The sequence below is a fragment of the Bradyrhizobium daqingense genome, assembly GCF_021044685.1.
GTDB lineage: Bacteria > Pseudomonadota > Alphaproteobacteria > Rhizobiales > Xanthobacteraceae > Bradyrhizobium > Bradyrhizobium daqingense.
This window is the reverse complement of sequence record NZ_CP088014.1, coordinates 3,934,303-3,950,382: the sequence shown is the minus strand read 5'-3', so window position 1 is coordinate 3,950,382 and position 16,080 is coordinate 3,934,303. Positions and strand designations below refer to the sequence as shown.

At 63.4% G+C, this 16,080-nt stretch carries 16 protein-coding genes; 12 read left to right on the top strand and 4 right to left on the bottom strand.

Annotation, left to right across the window (positions count from 1 at the left end; all coding sequences use genetic code 11):
• Positions 1–124: 124 nt before the first annotated feature.
• Positions 125–1,126, bottom strand: coding sequence for a biotin synthase BioB (bioB, locus tag LPJ38_RS18720; protein WP_145627469.1), 1,002 nt, complete (start codon positions 1,124–1,126; stop codon positions 125–127).
• 254 nt (positions 1,127–1,380) lie between these two features.
• Positions 1,381–1,833, bottom strand: coding sequence for an alpha/beta hydrolase (locus LPJ38_RS18715; RefSeq protein WP_231088656.1), 453 nt, complete (start codon positions 1,831–1,833; stop codon positions 1,381–1,383).
• Positions 1,834–2,409: 576 nt separating this feature from the next.
• On the opposite strand from LPJ38_RS18715, the gene LPJ38_RS18710 reads away from it, so the two are divergent.
• Complete coding sequence (locus tag LPJ38_RS18710) at positions 2,410–3,123, top strand: hypothetical protein (protein ID WP_145627472.1); 714 nt, start codon at positions 2,410–2,412, stop codon at positions 3,121–3,123.
• Positions 3,124–3,197: 74 nt separating this feature from the next.
• Positions 3,198–3,473 (top strand): hypothetical protein, encoded by a 276-nt coding sequence (locus tag LPJ38_RS18705; protein WP_231088655.1) that lies wholly within the window; start codon positions 3,198–3,200, stop codon positions 3,471–3,473.
• A 96-nt stretch (positions 3,474–3,569) separates the two neighbouring features.
• On the opposite strand, the gene LPJ38_RS18700 is transcribed toward LPJ38_RS18705, so the two are convergent.
• Complete coding sequence (locus LPJ38_RS18700; RefSeq protein ID WP_145627475.1) at positions 3,570–3,815, bottom strand: hypothetical protein; 246 nt, start codon at positions 3,813–3,815, stop codon at positions 3,570–3,572.
• Positions 3,816–4,121: 306 nt separating this feature from the next.
• Here LPJ38_RS18700 and LPJ38_RS18695 point away from each other — a divergent pair, with 306 nt between their 5' ends.
• Entirely contained in the window at positions 4,122–4,565 is a 444-nt protein-coding gene (locus tag LPJ38_RS18695) for an SRPBCC family protein (protein WP_061848823.1), read from the top strand.
• A 249-nt stretch (positions 4,566–4,814) separates the two neighbouring features.
• Here LPJ38_RS18695 and LPJ38_RS18690 read toward each other — a convergent pair whose 3' ends face one another.
• Entirely contained in the window at positions 4,815–6,146 is a 1,332-nt protein-coding gene (locus tag LPJ38_RS18690) for an Hsp70 family protein (RefSeq protein WP_145627477.1), read from the bottom strand.
• A 344-nt stretch (positions 6,147–6,490) separates the two neighbouring features.
• Between LPJ38_RS18690 and LPJ38_RS18685 the strand changes: the two genes are divergently transcribed.
• From LPJ38_RS18685 to LPJ38_RS18645, 9 genes are all read left to right on the top strand, one after another.
• Entirely contained in the window at positions 6,491–6,628 is a 138-nt protein-coding gene (locus LPJ38_RS18685; RefSeq protein ID WP_167520183.1) for a hypothetical protein, read from the top strand.
• 469 nt (positions 6,629–7,097) lie between these two features.
• A complete protein-coding gene (locus tag LPJ38_RS18680) occupies positions 7,098–8,105 on the top strand; it encodes a Bug family tripartite tricarboxylate transporter substrate binding protein (protein ID WP_145627480.1) in 1,008 nt (335 codons plus the stop codon).
• A gap of 88 nt (positions 8,106–8,193) precedes the next feature.
• Entirely contained in the window at positions 8,194–8,691 is a 498-nt protein-coding gene (locus LPJ38_RS18675; protein WP_145627482.1) for a tripartite tricarboxylate transporter TctB family protein, read from the top strand.
• Positions 8,692–8,751: 60 nt separating this feature from the next.
• On the top strand, positions 8,752–10,251 hold the full coding sequence (locus tag LPJ38_RS18670; RefSeq protein ID WP_145627485.1) for a tripartite tricarboxylate transporter permease: 1,500 nt from the start codon (positions 8,752–8,754) through the stop codon (positions 10,249–10,251).
• Positions 10,252–10,666: 415 nt separating this feature from the next.
• Positions 10,667–11,956, top strand: coding sequence for an oxalate/formate MFS antiporter (gene oxlT / locus LPJ38_RS18665; protein WP_061848827.1), 1,290 nt, complete (start codon positions 10,667–10,669; stop codon positions 11,954–11,956).
• A gap of 257 nt (positions 11,957–12,213) precedes the next feature.
• Positions 12,214–13,536, top strand: coding sequence for an oxalate/formate MFS antiporter (gene oxlT, locus LPJ38_RS18660; RefSeq protein WP_145627488.1), 1,323 nt, complete (start codon positions 12,214–12,216; stop codon positions 13,534–13,536).
• Positions 13,537–13,711: 175 nt separating this feature from the next.
• The gene (locus LPJ38_RS18655) at positions 13,712–14,140 is read left to right on the top strand and encodes a CBS domain-containing protein (protein ID WP_145627490.1); all 429 of its coding nucleotides are present in this window, start codon (positions 13,712–13,714) and stop codon (positions 14,138–14,140) included.
• A 102-nt stretch (positions 14,141–14,242) separates the two neighbouring features.
• Positions 14,243–15,262, top strand: a complete 1,020-nt coding sequence (locus LPJ38_RS18650; RefSeq protein WP_145627492.1) for a 2-dehydropantoate 2-reductase — start codon at positions 14,243–14,245, stop codon at positions 15,260–15,262.
• A gap of 11 nt (positions 15,263–15,273) precedes the next feature.
• Positions 15,274–16,047 carry a fumarylacetoacetate hydrolase family protein gene (locus LPJ38_RS18645; RefSeq protein WP_231088654.1) on the top strand — a complete coding sequence of 258 codons (774 nt, stop codon included), beginning with the start codon at positions 15,274–15,276 and terminating at the stop codon, positions 16,045–16,047.
• The last annotated feature ends 33 nt before the right edge of the window (positions 16,048–16,080 follow it).

The window sequence follows — 16,080 nt, the reverse complement described above, 5'->3', positions numbered from 1 at the left end:
CGGACACACACGCTGCTCGAAGCGAAGCCAGTTGCGGCGCTCGTTCTCGTCGGGCGTCGATCTCGAACGGACACCCCGCGCAACCGGGAAAGGCGCTCAGCGCCTTTCCAGGAGCACCCTTGCCTCAGAGAGCTTCCAGCCCGAGCCGGCCAAACAGCTTTCGATCGGCCTCGTCCTGCGGATTGCCCGCCGTCAGCAGCGTGTCGCCGACGAAGATCGAGTTTGCGCCGGCAAAGAAGCACAGCGCCTGCATCTCGTCGGTCATGGCCGAGCGTCCGGCCGACAGCCGCACGAAGGAGGCCGGCATCATGATGCGCGCCAGCGCGACGATGCGCACGAACTCGATCGGACCAATCGGCGGTGCTTTCGCCATCGGCGTTCCCGGTATAGGGATCAGCATGTTGATCGGCACGCTCTCCGGCGCTTCCGGGAGGTTGGCGAGCGTGACCAGCATGTCGACGCGGTCCTGTTCGCTCTCGCCCATGCCGAGGATGCCGCCGCAGCATACTTTCATGCCGGCCTCGCGGACATGGGAAAGCGTATCGAGACGATCGGCGAATGTGCGGGTGGAGACGACGCTCGGATAATAGCGTTCCGACGTATCGATGTTGTGATTGTAGTAATCGAGCCCGGCCGCGCTCAGCCGGCCGGCCTGCCCACGGTCGAGCATGCCGAGCGTCATGCAGGTTTCGAGCCCCAGCTGCTTCACGGCACCGACGACTTCGACGATGGCATCCATGTCGCGCGGCTTCGGGTTACGCCAGGCCGCTCCCATGCAATAGCGCGCCGCGCCGCTCGCCTTGGCTTTGCGCGCCTCGGCCACGATCGTCTCGGCGTCCATCAGCTTGGAGGCCGCAACGCCTGTCGAATGATGCGACGACTGGCTGCAATAGCCGCAGTCTTCCGGACACCCGCCGGTCTTGATGTTCAGCAGCCGGCTCAACTGCACGCGATTGGGGGTGAAATGCGCGCGATGAACGGATTGTGCTCGGAACAGCAGGTCGTTGAAGGGAAGCTGGTAGACCGCCCACGCATCCTGGCTGGTCCATGTTCGCGTCCCTTCGTGAACTTTCTGGGATTCTTCTTGGGGGATTCGCTTGATGCCCCCGTCGTTCGCGCCGAGCATTCGCACATCTCCGCAATGCGGCGGGCCATCGTGAACTCGCGCCAGCCGCAGGGCCTATTCAATGCGAATGGAAGTGTCAGCGGAATCGGACTGGAGTGTGGCGATTTGATTTGAAGCGACGAAGAGGCTGGCGGTGCCCTCGGCGTTCGCAGACATTTTACCACCCGTTCGATCGCGAAGTTCAGCGCTCTCCGAGTTGCTCACGAAAATACCTCACCACAGCCGCGTTGAACTCGCGGTGAAACGCTGCCCGGTCAAATCCGGCGGGCACGTCGGTGCAGATGCGCGGCACGGCCGCTGCCAGCTCGGCCGAACAAGGTGCGAGGAACGCGTAATGGCCGGCGGGCACGACGTGGATATCGGGCTTTGCCCGGCAAGCCCTCAGCAACGCGTGCCGTGCCTGAACCATCTCCGACGCCGGGGCCGCCAAACTGCGAGCGCCAGAACTGGAACGGCACCTTGACGACAGTGAGGTTCTCCCGCGTCAGGACGCCCGGCGCGGGATCGACAAAGACGGCAGCGCGGATGCGCGAATCCTGTATTGGCTCAGGCGGCGTCTCCCCGTTGTGGAGCTGTGCGCAGGAGCCGGTCGTTTCCTTGCAAAGGCTGGCGACTCGCGCAAAGTCCGGTTTGGTCCCCATCAGCACGAGGCCGGTTGCACCTCCAAGCGAGAAGCCGAAGAAGCCCACCTTGGCCGGATCGATCACCGCCCTGTCCTTCCAGTCCCTCAGGACGAAATCGAGCGCAGACGCACCAAGTCGGCCGGACGCGATTCCCAGACGGACAGGGTGTCACGGCGCGAGGAGTCGCTGTATGTGTCACCGGATGATTGATGGCAGCGACGACAAAGCCGGCGTCGGCCAGCGCCTCCACTGTGTCATGGTGTTGGCCGAACCACCCGCCCCTGCCGTGCGAGACGATCACCAGCGGCAACTTTTCCCCCGCGACAGGACAATCCTTGACGCCTTGGAGGCCGAAGTCGGCGCCGACCGAAAGATTGCCGAGCGCCACATGCGCGGGCTCCATCGCGCACGGATACCAGATCGCGCCCGACAGCGCCGGATCGGATTGGAGCAGCTGAATGCCGGCGGCGTCAGCGGACGAGCCAAGACAGCAGAGTGTGATGGCGAAAGCCCAAAGCGTCCTGCGCAACGGAAGCCTCCCTGATTTCGCGCTCGAGTTGAACGAGAACCATAGCGGAATTGTGGCCCAGCTCGTCGGGCTCGAATACCTTGCGGCCGGCGCTGGCGTTGAGGCAATGTATCCAAAAAGGGAGGATCACCATGTCACTGCTGGGCAAGGCGGCCGTTGCGATGTGGTGGCGCGTTCGCGCCGAGCAGCGCAGCGAGTTCGGCGACTGGCATTCGCATGAGCATTTTCCGGAACGGATGAGCATTCCCGGCTTCCGGCGCGGATCGCGCTGGAGCAGCACGAAGGATGCGGAAAGCTTCTTCGTGCTGTACGAGCTCGAGCAATACGAAGTCCTGACCTCGAAAGGATATCACGACCGGCTCAACGCGCCGACGCCGTGGTCGACAAAGATGATGCCGCATCATCTCGGCATGGTACGCAGCCAATGCCGGATCGCCGCGAGCTTTGGCGGCGGCATCGCAGGCGCGCTCGCCACCATCAGGCTGTCGCCGCACACTGAACGCGCCGCTGAGCTGCGGGCGTACCTTCTCGATACGCTCGGCGCCCTCGCCTCGAAGCCGGGGCTGACGGGCGGCCACCTGCTCCTGACCGATACGCCCAGTACAGGTTCGCCTACCACGGAACAACAGATCCGGGGAAAGGACGGTGTCGCCGACTGGATCATTCTGTTGTCAGGTTACGATAGCGATGTGGTCGAGAATGTGATCGCCGGGCAGCTCTCGCCTTCATCGCTCCAAACGGCGGGCGCACGGGACGATCCGATGCTCGGTCGCTACAGGTTGGCGTTTACGATGACACGGCAGGACGTGGCGGCACAGGCCAAGTCCGTCACCGCATGCCGTTAATTAACTTTTGTTATCCCGCTGCTCCCGGCCCGGTTGCATAGTGTGCGTCGATCAGCAGTCGGGCGGCACCTTCAATGAGCGAAGAGAAATCCCTTGATGCCGTCGTATCGGCTCTGCGAAAGAGCAGATCGGCCGCGGGCATTTCGTCCCCGGCCGCCGGTAGCTTCGATCACCTGACTGACGAGAGTGTCGTTCGCCTCTACGAAAGCATTCGACGTCAGGTCGAAGCCGACAAGGCGTTGGGTCACAAATACCGCCTCGTCGGAGCTGCAGCGAAGGAGCGTGCTGGTCTGCTCGGCGAAGAACTTCTTCGCCGCGGCTTGAAGTTTGCGCCCATCGTTTGGTCCTAGACCAAACCATGGGCGCCTCCTGAACTCACCTGACACTTGATCTTGAACTCACTTGATTCAGAGCTCGCTTGAGCCTCAGCTCACTTGAGCCTTAGCTCACTTGGGCGTCGAGCTCTTCTTGGAAGATTGTCCACCTGGGGCGCTGCTGCCTGAGCCGTCCGTGGTGCCGGCGGACGAAGTGCCGGTCGTCATGCCGTCTTTGGCCTTGCCCCTGTTTTTCGTGGTGTCGCTCGTTCCACCCACTCCGGCTTGCGCGCCTTGCTGACCCTGGCTGGGCTGCGCCATTCCGGAGGATCCCATCAGCGACGCGATCACCGCACTCAGCATGAGCTTCCTGATCATCTGATTGTCTCCTGTTGTGATGGCGAACAACAAGCCACCACGCTCCGTGTTCCTCACGTGCCGCGGTTGAATCTGGACAGAGCTTCTGTGCCCTGCGGCGCCTTCGCAGGGGGACGAGCACCAGATCCTCGAACAGCAAGGGCGGACAAGACGCGTCAGGCGCAAGTGGCGGGCGGGCTCGCGACGTCGGCCCTGCGACAAAAAATCTGCAAGGCCGTGTCGGATCGGCGGCTCCCCGGTCGTCCTCGTGACATGAATAGGCCATAGAGGCCAGCCCGGGCCCATCAAACACTGAGGATAACAACCATGCCCAGCACTGTCCGCCTGCACCGCGTTCTCGCCACCAGCCCGGAGAAGGTCTATCGCGCCTTCCTGGAGGCCGATGCGATGGCGAAATGGCTGCCGCCGAACGGTTTCACCTGCACCGTGCATCATTTCGAGCCCAAGGTCGGGGGCACGTTCAAGATGTCGTTCCGGAATTTCACCACGGGCCACAGCCACTCGTTCGGCGGCGAATATCTCGAGCTCGTACCAAATGAACGCCTGCGCTACACTGACAAGTTCGACGATCCGAATTTGCCGGGTCTGATCGAGGTGACGGTGATCCTGAAGAAAGTCTCAGTCGGCACCGAGATCGACATCACGCAGGCCGGCATTCCCGACGTCATCCCGCCGGAGGCTTGCTATCTCGGCTGGCAGGAATCGCTGCGGAATCTGGCGAAGCTGGTCGAGCCGGAGATCAATCAGTAGCGGCGAGGTCAGTACAGTAGGGTGGGCAAAGCGCAGCGTGCCCACCAATGCTCGGTCAAGCTTGGAAAGATGGTGGGCACGGCGCTTCGCGCCTTTGCCCACCCTACGGCACTGGTCGATTTGATAGACAGATCTCCCCCACGTCGTCATTGCGAGGAGCCCTTGCGACGAAGCAATCCAGACTGCCGCCGTGGAAAGATTCTGGATTGCTTCGCTGCGCTTGCAATGACGGAGAATGAGGAACGACCGTCACCCGCCCGACTTCGGCGCGAGCCCGCCATCCGCCGTCCAGCGGTCCGGATCCGAGCTGTGGCCGATCAGCGCGAGACCATAGGCGATCGACTCGAACTGGTCGCCCGACATCAGCCGCTCGTTGCCGAAGCGCTCTGCGAACAGCTTTCGGACGGCCGGCACGAATGACGTGCCACCGGTCAAAAATACCTTCTCGACCTCGCGCGCGGTGATGCCGGCTTGGCCAAGCACCTTGTCGACGGTGGCGCCCAGCCGGGCGATGTCATCGGCGATCCAGGAGTCGAAATTCTTCCGTGTGATGGCCGCACCGATGTCGACGCCGCCGCCTTTGAAGCGGAAATCCACCTGGTCCTGCGCCGACAACGCGACCTTGGCGTCGGACACCGCGCGGTAGAGCGAAAATCCGAGATCGAGGTCGACGATGGTGATGAAATCCTCCAGCAGCTGCGGCTTCAGCGCGGTACGCGCCAGCTCACGGAGCTCGCGCAGATCGCCGTTGCTCTTCATCATCGCGAGCTGATGCCAGCGCGCGAGGTTGGTGTAATGGCCGCTGGGGACCGGCAGCACCTTGTCGAAGGAGCGGAAGCTGGAGCCCTTGCCGAGGCGCGGCGAGACGATGTGATCGACGATGCGGTAGTCGAACGTGTCGCCGGCAATGCCGATGCCGGCGTGGCCGAGCGGGTCGGCGCGCAAGACGCCGCCGGCGCGCGAGAAGCGCATCACGGAGAAATCGCTGGTGCCGCCGCCGAAATCGGCCACCAGCACGGTGGCATCGCGCTCCAGCCTGCGGGCAAAGGAGAACGCGGCGCCGACGGGCTCGTAGACATAGCGGGCGTGGCCAGCACCCAGACGCTCGAACGCGGCGCGGTAGCGCTGCATGGCCAGCGCCTCGTCGGGATTGCCGCCGGCGAAGCGCACGGGACGGCCGACGGTGATGTTGGAGGTCTCGAAGCCGAACCTGTCGCCGCCATGACGCGCCAGCGTCCGCAGGAACGCGGCCAGAATGTCCTCGAACTTGTAGCGCTGCCGGAACACTTGCGTGGTGTTGAAGCTGCTGCTCGCCGCGAAGGTCTTGAACGACTGGAGGAAGCGATAAACGTGCCGGCCTTCGAGAAACTGCTCGATCGCCCACGGACCCCCCTCGGCCTGAGCGCCGGCGCCCGGCCGGTCCTCCCAGAAGCACAGCGCCGAGACGTAGACGCTGTGGCGCTGCCCGCCATGGTCGAATCGGACGGCCTCGACGCGGCGATCGTCCGCCGCGAGCGCGACGACCGTGTTGCTGGTCCCAAAATCGATGCCGATCGAGACGGCGGGCGAGGCGCTCGACATGAACCACTCTGACGGTTGATTGGATTGGGGGCGGACCACTAGCCGCTTTGGATGGGCCTGCCAAGGGCCCGACTGTTGCAGTGCGGCGGACCTGACCGATACCCGCTCGCGTGGCCGGGACGATTCGCCCGCGTTTCACGCCACCAGCGGCGAAAGGGCCGCTTTCTCTAGAGGGCGCCGGCAACTTTATGCCCGAGACGGGCCCGTTAACGGGGCATTATGCTGCAATGCGAGAGACTGCATGCTGCTATGCAAACTCGCGGATAGACAGTGGCATCTGGTATACATAGATTGCCTCCGAAATGAGACAGCAAGGCTGACTGTTCTCAAGAAAGGGATTTCCGATGTCCAAGACCGCTTCTGTCGCTCTCGCGCCCTCTTCCTCGCTGTTCGCCCGCCTGATGGCCGCGATCGACGGCCTGCTGATGGCTAGCGCAGAAATCTCCAATCGTAACGGGGACTTGCCGCGCGTCGGCCTGTAAGAAGGTCTTCGCTGCCCGCCCCGGACGGGCGATGGCAAAAGCCAAAAACACGTTGTTGGACCAACGGCCCCGCTTGTCGGGGCCGTTTTGTTTGGCAGCGCCCTCCCCTCGCGCGCAAGCGCAACTGCGACGATTAGTCCGCCAAGGACAACCGACGATTCCGATTGTTTGTCTACTGGCATTTCGCATACCATCCATTCAAACAAGCGCGATTGCGTGATTCAAAATTGTAAAGGACGGGAAACGTGACGCAGGACGGAAGGGCCACCAGGCACGTTGCCATGCCACCTTGGCGAAGCCCTTAGCCGAAAGAAGCGGATGCCGCGCGTTATCCCTGCTCATAGAGTTTTGATCGGGCCTGCCACAAGGACTAGACCGCAAGGGTAACTCCGGGGCATGTGACTCGAGATGGGCTAGCGCAAGCCGACAAAGAGCGGCTGCGTCGAGAGTTCGACAGGGAGAGAAACAGATGAAGCCATTCGTTCTGAATGTCGCTTTGGCGGCAATCGCGATGTCGTGCGCCAGCAGCACCGCAAGCCGTGCGGCCTGGGAGCCGGTCCGTCCGGTCGAGTTCATCGTGCCCGCGGGCACCGGCGGCGGCGCCGATCAGATGGCGCGCACCATCCAGGGCATCGTCACCAAGCACAATCTGATGAAGCAGCCACTGGTCGTCATCAACAAGGCCGGCGGCGCGGGCGGCGAAGGCTTCCTCGACGTGAAGACCTCGTCGGGCAATCCGCACAAGATCATCATAACGCTCTCCAACCTGTTCACGACGCCGCTGGCGACGGGAATTCCGTTCAACTGGAAGGATCTGACGCCGGTTGCGATGCTGGCGCTCGACGAGTTCGTGCTCTGGGTGAACGCCGAAAAGCCGTACGCCACCGTCAAGGACTACGTCGACGCCGCGAAGAAGGCGCCGGCCGGCACGTTCAAGATGGGCGGCACCGGCTCCAAGCAGGAAGACCAGATCATCACGGTCGGCCTCGAGAAGGCGATCGAGGCGAAATTCACCTACATCCCCTACAAGGGCGGCGGCGAAGTCGCCGTCCAGCTCGTCGGCAATCACGTCGATTCCACCGTCAACAATCCGATCGAGGCGGTGGCGCAATGGCGGGGCGGCAAGCTCCGTCCGCTCTGCGTGTTCGACGCCCAGCCGATGGCCTATGACGAGCCGATCGCAGATGGCAAGGCCTGGAAGGATATTCCGACCTGCAAGTCGCAGGGTCTCGCGATGGAGTATCTCATGCTGCGCGGCATCTTCATGTCGCCCAGGGCCACCAAGGATCAGATCGAATATTATGTCGAGCTGTTCAAGAAAGTCCGCGCCACGCCGGAATGGCAGGACTTCATGAAGAGCGGCGCCTTCAATACGACCTTCCTGACCGGGGCCGACTACGCCAAGTGGATCGAGACCGAGGAGAAGCGCCACCAAGACTTGATGAAAGAAGCCGGCTTCCTCGCCTCGGGGAATTGACCGGCGACATCGGCGACGGCTCGAGGACGCTGGTCGTCCTCCCGTCTGCCGCGACCGTTGAAAGACTGCAATTCTGCCTGGAGGTCCTATGACTCAACGATCCGGCTCCGCGTCCGGCCCGGCGCACAAGACGCTCGAAATCGGCATGGCGCTGCTGATCGGCGTCTTCGGGCTCGTCGTGATCTTCGGCAGCCTGAAGGCCGGCATCAACTGGGGCGCGGAAGGCCCGCGTGCCGGCTTCTTCCCCTTCTATATCGGCGCCGCCATCGTCGCCTCGAGCGCCATCAACCTGTGGAACGCGCAACGCGACGACGACGGCCGGCTGTTCGCCGAATGGGGACAGCTGCGCCAGGTCATGAGCGTCGTCGTGCCCACCGCGATCTATGTCGGCTCGATGCCGTTCATCGGGCTCTACGTCGCCTCCATGGTGTTCATCGCCTGGTTCATGCGCTGGCTCGGCGGCTACCGCTGGCTGACGACGATTGCAATCGCGGTCGGCATGCCGGTTGTGACCTATCTCGTTTTCGAGCGCTGGTTCCTGGTCCCGCTGCCCAAGGGGCCGATCGAGGATTGGCTCGGTCTGTAAGAGAGCTTCGTCTGTAAACACCGACCCGTCATCTCCGTTACTGTTGCAGGACGTATCGATATGGAAGAGTTGGCCAATCTGTTTCACGGCTTCGCGGTCGCCCTGCAGCCCTACAACATCATGCTGATGGTCATCGGCATCACGCTCGGGGTCATCATCGGCGTGCTGCCGGGGTTAGGCGGCGCCAATGGCGTCGCGATCCTCCTCCCCCTCACCTTCAGCATGCCGCCGACGTCGGCGATCATCATGCTGTCCTGCATCTATTGGGGCGCATTGTTCGGCGGCGCCATCACCTCGATCCTGTTCAACATACCGGGCGAGCCCTGGTCGGTGGCGACCACCTTCGACGGCTATCCGATGGCACAGCAGGGCAAGCCCGGCGAAGCGCTGACCGCCGCTTTCACCTCCTCCTTCGTCGGCGCGCTGTTTGCCGTCATCATGATCACGCTGGTCGCGCCGCTCGTCGCAGGCTTCGCGTTGCGATTTGGGCCGGCGGAGAAGTTCGCCGTGTACTTCCTCGCCTTCTGCAGCTTCGTCGGCCTCAGCAAGGAGCCACCGTTCAAGACCATCGCGGCGATGATGATTGGATTTGCGCTCGCCGCGGTTGGCCTCGATTCGATCACCGGGCAGTTGCGGCTCACCTTCGGCGTCACCGAGCTGCTCAACGGATTCGACTTCCTGATCGCGGTGATCGGCCTGTTCGGCATCGGCGAGATCCTGCTGACCATGGAGGAAGGGCTGGCGTTCCGCGGCGGCAAGGCCAGCATCAACCTTCGGGTGGTGCTGCAGACCTGGCGGGAGCTGCCCGCCTATTGGATGACCTCGCTGCGCTCCTGCCTGATCGGATGCTGGATGGGCGTGACGCCCGCCGGCGCGACGCCGGCCTCCTTCATGAGCTACGGCATCGCCAAGCGCCTGGCGCGGCGCGGCAACAATTTCGGCAAGGGCGAGATCGAGGGCGTGATCGCGCCGGAGACGGCCGCGCATGCTGCGGGCACCTCGGCGCTGCTGCCGATGCTCTCGCTCGGCGTGCCCGGCTCGCCGACCGCCGCCGTCCTGCTCGGCGGATTGTTGATCTGGGGCTTGCAGCCCGGCCCGATGCTGTTCGTCGAGCAGAAGGAATTCGTCTGGGGCCTGATCGCCTCGATGTATCTCGGCAATATCGTCGGCCTCATCGTCGTGCTCACCTGTGTGCCGATCTTCGCCGCGATCCTCCGCGTGCCCTTCGGCATCATCGCGCCGCTGATCCTGGTGCTCTGTGCGATTGGCGCCTATTCGGTGCACAACAGCACCTTCGACGTGATGCTGATGCTGGTGTTCGGCGTGATCGGCTATCTCCTGAAGAAGTGCAACTACCCGCTCGCGCCGCTGGTGCTGGCCATCGTGCTCGGCGACAAGGCCGAGGAAGCCTTCCGCCAATCGCTGCTGGGATCGCAGGGCTCGCTCGGCGTGTTCTTCTCCAACGGCCTCGTCAGCACGATCATGGCGCTCGGCCTCGTCGCCCTGTTCTGGTCCGTGATCCAGGAAGGCTACAGCCGGCTGCGCACCTCGGCGGCGTGAGACGCGAGGCGCGGCGCAATCCGCGCCGTCGCTCACGCCAAATTGCCGCAGGCCGGACTTCTGGAATATAGGATTCCAGGAATCGCAGGCTCAACCAAGCCTTTGCGCGCCGGCCAGCGGGAACAGTGCCGGTGCTAAAAATCCCCGACTTCGCCGCTTCAGTGGGATCCGCGCGGCCTTGCCGCCTCGGATGAAAATATCTTTGAAATCAATATTTTGAGTGGAAAAAGCTCCACGCGCCGCCGACACACCGGCGGCGATTGGGGCTTTACAATTTCCCGCTGATGGCGCATGGGGAAGACCCGCGCTATTTCGCCGCACCCTCCAGTCCCTCGCTTGAATCTTGGCATAATGCATACCAGGATGCGCGCCAGCGCATGCTTAAAAATGATCGGCGCGTTTGGGAGGGTTTTGAATGACGGACATGGTGCAGTCGGCTGCGGTCCCTGGTACCGCACGTGTGAGCGATGCTTATCGGTGGGCGCAGCTGGCCATCGGCGTAGGCGCGATGGTGATGATCGCCAACTACCAATACGGCTGGACGTTCTTCGTCCCTGATATCCAGAAGACGTTCGGCTGGGATCGCGCCTCGATCCAATGGGCCTTCACGCTGTTCGTGCTGTTCGAGACCTGGCTCGTGCCGGTCGAGGGGTGGTTCGTCGACAAATACGGCCCGCGCATCGTCGTGCTGGTCGGCGGCGTGCTCTGCGCCATCGGCTGGGCGATCAACGCGCAGGCCACCACGCTCAACGGTTACTATCTCGGCATGATCATCGCGGGCATCGGCGCCGGCGGCGTCTACGGCACCTGCGTCGGCAACGCGCTGAAGTGGTTTCCGGACAAGCGCGGTCTCGCCGCGGGCATCACGGCTGCGGGCTTCGGTGCAGGCTCCGCACTCACCGTCGCGCCGATCCAGGCCATGATCAAGGACAGCGGCTTCCAGACCACCTTCCTCTATTTCGGTCTCGGACAGGGCATCATCATCTGCATCCTCGCCTTCTTCCTGCTGTCGCCGAAGGCCGGCCAGGTGCCGAACGTGGTTGCGAACGCCCATCTGCTGCAGACCCGCCGCAACTACCAGCCGACCGAAGTGCTGCGCCAGCCGATCTTCTGGCTGATGTACTTCATGTTCGTGATCGTCGGCGCCGGCGGCTTGATGGTGACTGCCAATCTGAAGCCGATCGCGGCCGACTGGAAGGTCGACAACGTGCCGGTCACGCTGATGGCGGTGACGATGACGGCGGTGACCTTCGCGGCCACGATCGACCGCGTGCTCAACGGCCTGACGCGTCCGTTCTTCGGCTGGATCTCCGACATGATCGGCCGCGAGAACACGATGTTCATCGCCTTCGGCATGGAAGGGTTCGGCATCTGGATGCTCTACCTCTGGGGCCACGATCCGATCTGGTTCGTGCTGCTCTCGGGCTTCGTGTTCTTCGCCTGGGGTGAGATCTACTCGCTGTTCCCCTCGACCTGCACCGACACGTTCGGCGCCAAGTTCGCGACCACCAATGCCGGCCTGCTCTACACCGCGAAGGGCACCGCCGCGCTGCTGGTGCCGATCGCCAACTACATGCAGCAATCGTCGGGCACCTGGGACGCCGTGTTCATCATCGCAGCCGGCGCCAACATCCTGGCCTCGGTTCTGGCGATCGCGGTGCTCAAGCCCTGGCGCAAGGTCGTGGTCGCCAACTCGACGGTCTGACCCGCTTCGCTCAGCTCACTGAACAAGACGCCCGGCCTTACGGCCGGGCGTTCTCGTTTGGCGCGAAGGATCGCCGCTATCGCCATCCAGGCGGAACCCGCCGCATTTCGTAAGCGTGGCGTCAAGTTAAAGCTTGCAATCTGGAATATCGTATACCAATCTCCCGCCCTACGCCTGCGACGATAAGCCACAATACTTGCGACATCAGGTCGTCTTGCGATCCTGCGTCACTGAAAATCAGGCGTTGGGAGGTTTTGATGATTTCCAGCCCGGATGGCGCCGTCACCGCCGCGCCGCTTCGCACAGGTTTCCGCTGGCTGCAGCTCGCGATGGGCATCGTCTGCATGGCGATGATCGCCAATCTGCAATACGGCTGGACGCTGTTCGTCGATCCGATCGACGCGGCCCATCATTGGGGACGCGCCGCGATCCAGCTCGCTTTCACCATCTTCGTCGTCACCGAGACCTGGCTGGTGCCGGTCGAGGCGTGGTTCGTCGACAAATACGGCCCGCGCATCGTCATCATGTTCGGCGGCGCGATGATCGCGCTCTCGTGGATTCTCAACTCGTATGCCGACAGCCTCACCCTGCTCTACGCGGCCGCGATCATCGGCGGCATGGGCGCGGGCGCGGTGTACGGCACTTGCGTCGGCAATGCGCTGAAATGGTTTCCCGACCGCCGCGGCCTCGCGGCGGGCGCGACCGCGGCCGGCTTCGGCGCGGGCGCTGCGCTCACCGTCGTGCCGATCGCGAGCATGATCGTGTCGAGCGGCTACCAGCACGCGTTCCTCACCTTCGGCATCGGCCAAGGTCTGATCGTGTTTGTGCTCGCCTTCTTCATCCAGCCGCCGCGGATCTCGATTCCGCCGAAGAAGAAGCAGCTCAACCTGCCGCAGACCAGAATCGACTTCACTCCACCCCAAGTGCTGCGGACCCCTGTTTTCTGGGTGATGTATCTCGTTTTCGTCATGGTCGCCTCGGGCGGGCTGATGACGGCGGCGCAGATCGCTCCGATCGCGCACGACTTCAAGATCGCGGATACGCCGGTCACCCTCGCCGGCTTCCAGATGGCGGCGCTGACCTTCGCGATCTCGCTCGACCGCATCTTCGACGGCTTTGGCCGCCCCTTCTTCGGCTTTGTCTCCGACACGATCGGCCGCGAGCCCACCATGTTCATCGCCTTCGGCACGGCGGCGGTGATGCTCCTGACCCTGTCGGCGTACGGCCACATCCCTGTCGTGTTCGTGCTCGCGACCGCGGTCTATTTCGGCGTGTTCGGCGAGATCTACTCGCTGTTTCCCGCCACCTGCGGCGACACCTTCGGTTCGAAGTTCGCGACCACCAACAACGGCATGCTCTACACCGCCAAGGGCACCGCATCCCTGCTCGTCCCGCTCGCGAGCGTGATCTCGACTGCTTATGGCTGGAAGGCGGTGTTCGTAGTCGCTGTAGCCCTGAACGCAACGGCGGCGCTGATGGCGCTGTTCGTGATCAAGCCGCTGCGCCGCGCCTTCATCCTCGGCAAGGAAGCCGAGGGCACCAGCACCGCGACCGGCAGCGCCAAGACCGAAACGGCTTGAGCAGCACACGTTGCGCCGGCTCGAGAAGGGGCGCAGCAATGCGCCCCTTCTTTTTTGGCGCAGGGCAAACGTCAGCATCGCTGTCGCAAGATTTTTCGGATCAGCCAAATCCAGCGCTTGACGATTGGCATTATGTATACCACACTTGCCCTGTCATTCACCCAGGGAGGTTGCAATGCTGGTCGGAGACATTCTGCGCAAGAAGACCCCGCGCGTTGTCACGCTGCGAATGAACGAAACGGTGGGTATCGCCGCCAAGCTGATGCGCGCCAACAATATCAGCGCGCTGGTGGTCAAGGACGTGGTTCGCTCGGAGGGCAATACCGCCGTCGGCATGTTCACCGAGCGCGACGTGGTGCGCGCGGTCGCCGAGCACGGCGTCAACGCGGTCAATGTGAAGGTCTCGCAGCTCGTCTCGGTGCAGCAGCTCGTCTCCTGCACCTCCTCGGACACGATCGAGCACGTCCGGCACCTGATGAACCGGCATCACATTCGCCATCTGCCTGTGATCGACGATTACAGCCTCGTCTCCGTCATCAGCATGCGCGACATCGCCGCGGCCGTGGACGAAGCGATCAACGGCTCGCCGCAAGCGGCCGCCTAAAGCTACACACACTTCCCCTGCGACTACCGGCCCCGGCTCGGATTCTTCCGAGCCGGACCGGATCTTTCGTCCCAAAATCCGGTCTCTGCTCGCGAGGATTTCATGAAGATCTGCATCTACGGCGCCGGCGCGATCGGCGGATATCTCGGGGTTCAGCTCGCCCGCGCGGGCGCCGATGTCAGCCTGGTCGCACGCGGCGCGCACCTTGCCGCGATGCGCGAGCGCGGCCTGACGCTGCTCGCGGGCGAGGAGACGCACACCGTGCATCCGCGCTGCACCGACGATGCCACCGAACTCGGCGTGCAGGACTTCATCATCGTCACGCTGAAGGCGCATTCGATCACTGGCGTGATCGAGAAGATGCAGCCGCTGCTCGGGCCCCACACCCGCATCGTCACCGCCGTCAACGGCATCCCCTATTGGTATTTCTACAAGCATGGCGGCCAATACGAGAATTCGACGCTGGAGAGCATCGATCCGGGCGGCCGGCAGTGGCGCGAGATCGGGGCCGAGCGCGCTATCGGCTGCATCGTCTATCCCGCCACCGAGATCGAGGCGCCCGGCGTGATCCGCCATGTCTACGGCAACAATTTCCCGCTCGGCGAGCCCTCCGGCGAGATCACCCCGGACGTGCAGCGGCTCGCCGACCTGTTCGTCACGGCCGGGCTGAAAGCCCCGGTGCTCGACCGCATCCGCGACGAGATCTGGCTCAAGCTGTGGGGCAATGTCTGCTTCAACCCGATCAGCGCCCTCACCCACGCAACGCTCGACGTGATCTGCACCGATCCCGCAACGCGGGCGCTGTCGCGCGCCATCATGGTGGAGACGCAGGCCATCGCCGAGACGTTCGGCGTCAAATTCCGCGTCGACGTCGAGCGACGCATCGAAGGCGCCCGCAAGGTCGGCGCGCACAAGACCTCGATGCTCCAGGATCTCGAGCGCGGCCGTCCGATGGAGATCGATCCGCTCGTCACCGTGGTGCAGGAGATGGGCCGCCTCACCGGCATCGCCACGCCCGCGCTCGACTCGGTGCTGGCGATGGTGACACAGCGCGCCCGCATCGCCGGCCTCTATGACGGCGTGTCGGCGCCGGCGGATCCGCGCGCATTGGCGGTGGCGTGATGGCGGGTGAGATGAAGAAATGGCTGCGCTTTCGCCACGCCGGCACGACCGGTTTCGGCAAACTAACCTCGTCAGGCATCAGCGTGCACGAGGGCGAGTTGTTCGGCCGCAACGCACCCACGGGCAAGACACTGGCACTGTCGGAAATCGAGTTGCTCGCGCCCTGCGTGCCCAGCAAGATCGTCGCGCTCTGGAACAACTTCCACGCGCTCGCCGCCAAGCTGAATCAGCCCGAGCCGCCGGAGCCGCTCTATCTGCTCAAAGCGACCACCAGCATCACGACGCCCGGCGCCGTGATCCGCCGCCCCTCATACTATGACGGCAAGACCACTTATGAAGGCGAGCTCGGCATCGTCATCGGCAAGACCTGTGCGCGTGTCTCGCCTGGAGAAGCCGACAACTTCATCTTCGGCTACACCTGCGTCAACGACATCACCGCGAACGACATCTTGACCCGCGACCCCACCTTCCCACAATGGGCGCGCGCCAAGGGCATCGACGATTATAGCCCGTTCGGCCCCGTCATCACGACCGGGCTCGATCCAGCCAGGCTCACGGTCCGCACGATCCTCAATGGCGCGGAACGGCAGAACTACCCGATCTCGGACATGATCTTCAGCGCGCAGGAGCTGGTCAGCAAGATCTCACACGACATGACCCTGCTCCCCGGCGACCTCATCGCCGTCGGCACCTCGGTCGGCGTCGGCGTGATGAAGGAGCCGGTCAACACGGTGACCGTCGCGATCGACGGCATCGGCGAGCTCACCAACGAGTTTCGCCTGTAGGGCGTGTACTTATAAGTGAGACGCTTGATCTTG

What these genes read in the sequence shown, in the direction of transcription:
- LPJ38_RS18645 (WP_231088654.1), top strand. Translation starts at nt 15,274, where the DNA reads ATGAAGAAATGGCTGCGCTTTCGCCACGCCGGCACGACCGGTTTCGGC.
- LPJ38_RS18685 (WP_167520183.1), top strand. Translation starts at nt 6,491, where the DNA reads ATGTCCAAGACCGCTTCTGTCGCTCTCGCGCCCTCTTCCTCGCTGTTC.
- LPJ38_RS18695 (WP_061848823.1), top strand. Translation starts at nt 4,122, where the DNA reads ATGCCCAGCACTGTCCGCCTGCACCGCGTTCTCGCCACCAGCCCGGAG.
- LPJ38_RS18705 (WP_231088655.1), top strand. Translation starts at nt 3,198, where the DNA reads ATGAGCGAAGAGAAATCCCTTGATGCCGTCGTATCGGCTCTGCGAAAG.
- oxlT (WP_061848827.1), top strand. Translation starts at nt 10,667, where the DNA reads ATGACGGACATGGTGCAGTCGGCTGCGGTCCCTGGTACCGCACGTGTG.
- LPJ38_RS18675 (WP_145627482.1), top strand. Translation starts at nt 8,194, where the DNA reads ATGACTCAACGATCCGGCTCCGCGTCCGGCCCGGCGCACAAGACGCTC.
- LPJ38_RS18680 (WP_145627480.1), top strand. Translation starts at nt 7,098, where the DNA reads ATGAAGCCATTCGTTCTGAATGTCGCTTTGGCGGCAATCGCGATGTCG.
- LPJ38_RS18650 (WP_145627492.1), top strand. Translation starts at nt 14,243, where the DNA reads ATGAAGATCTGCATCTACGGCGCCGGCGCGATCGGCGGATATCTCGGG.
- LPJ38_RS18700 (WP_145627475.1), bottom strand. Translation starts at nt 3,815, where the DNA reads ATGATCAGGAAGCTCATGCTGAGTGCGGTGATCGCGTCGCTGATGGGA.
- LPJ38_RS18670 (WP_145627485.1), top strand. Translation starts at nt 8,752, where the DNA reads ATGGAAGAGTTGGCCAATCTGTTTCACGGCTTCGCGGTCGCCCTGCAG.
- bioB (WP_145627469.1), bottom strand. Translation starts at nt 1,126, where the DNA reads ATGCTCGGCGCGAACGACGGGGGCATCAAGCGAATCCCCCAAGAAGAA.
- LPJ38_RS18690 (WP_145627477.1), bottom strand. Translation starts at nt 6,146, where the DNA reads ATGTCGAGCGCCTCGCCCGCCGTCTCGATCGGCATCGATTTTGGGACC.
- LPJ38_RS18655 (WP_145627490.1), top strand. Translation starts at nt 13,712, where the DNA reads ATGCTGGTCGGAGACATTCTGCGCAAGAAGACCCCGCGCGTTGTCACG.
- LPJ38_RS18710 (WP_145627472.1), top strand. Translation starts at nt 2,410, where the DNA reads ATGTCACTGCTGGGCAAGGCGGCCGTTGCGATGTGGTGGCGCGTTCGC.
- oxlT (WP_145627488.1), top strand. Translation starts at nt 12,214, where the DNA reads ATGATTTCCAGCCCGGATGGCGCCGTCACCGCCGCGCCGCTTCGCACA.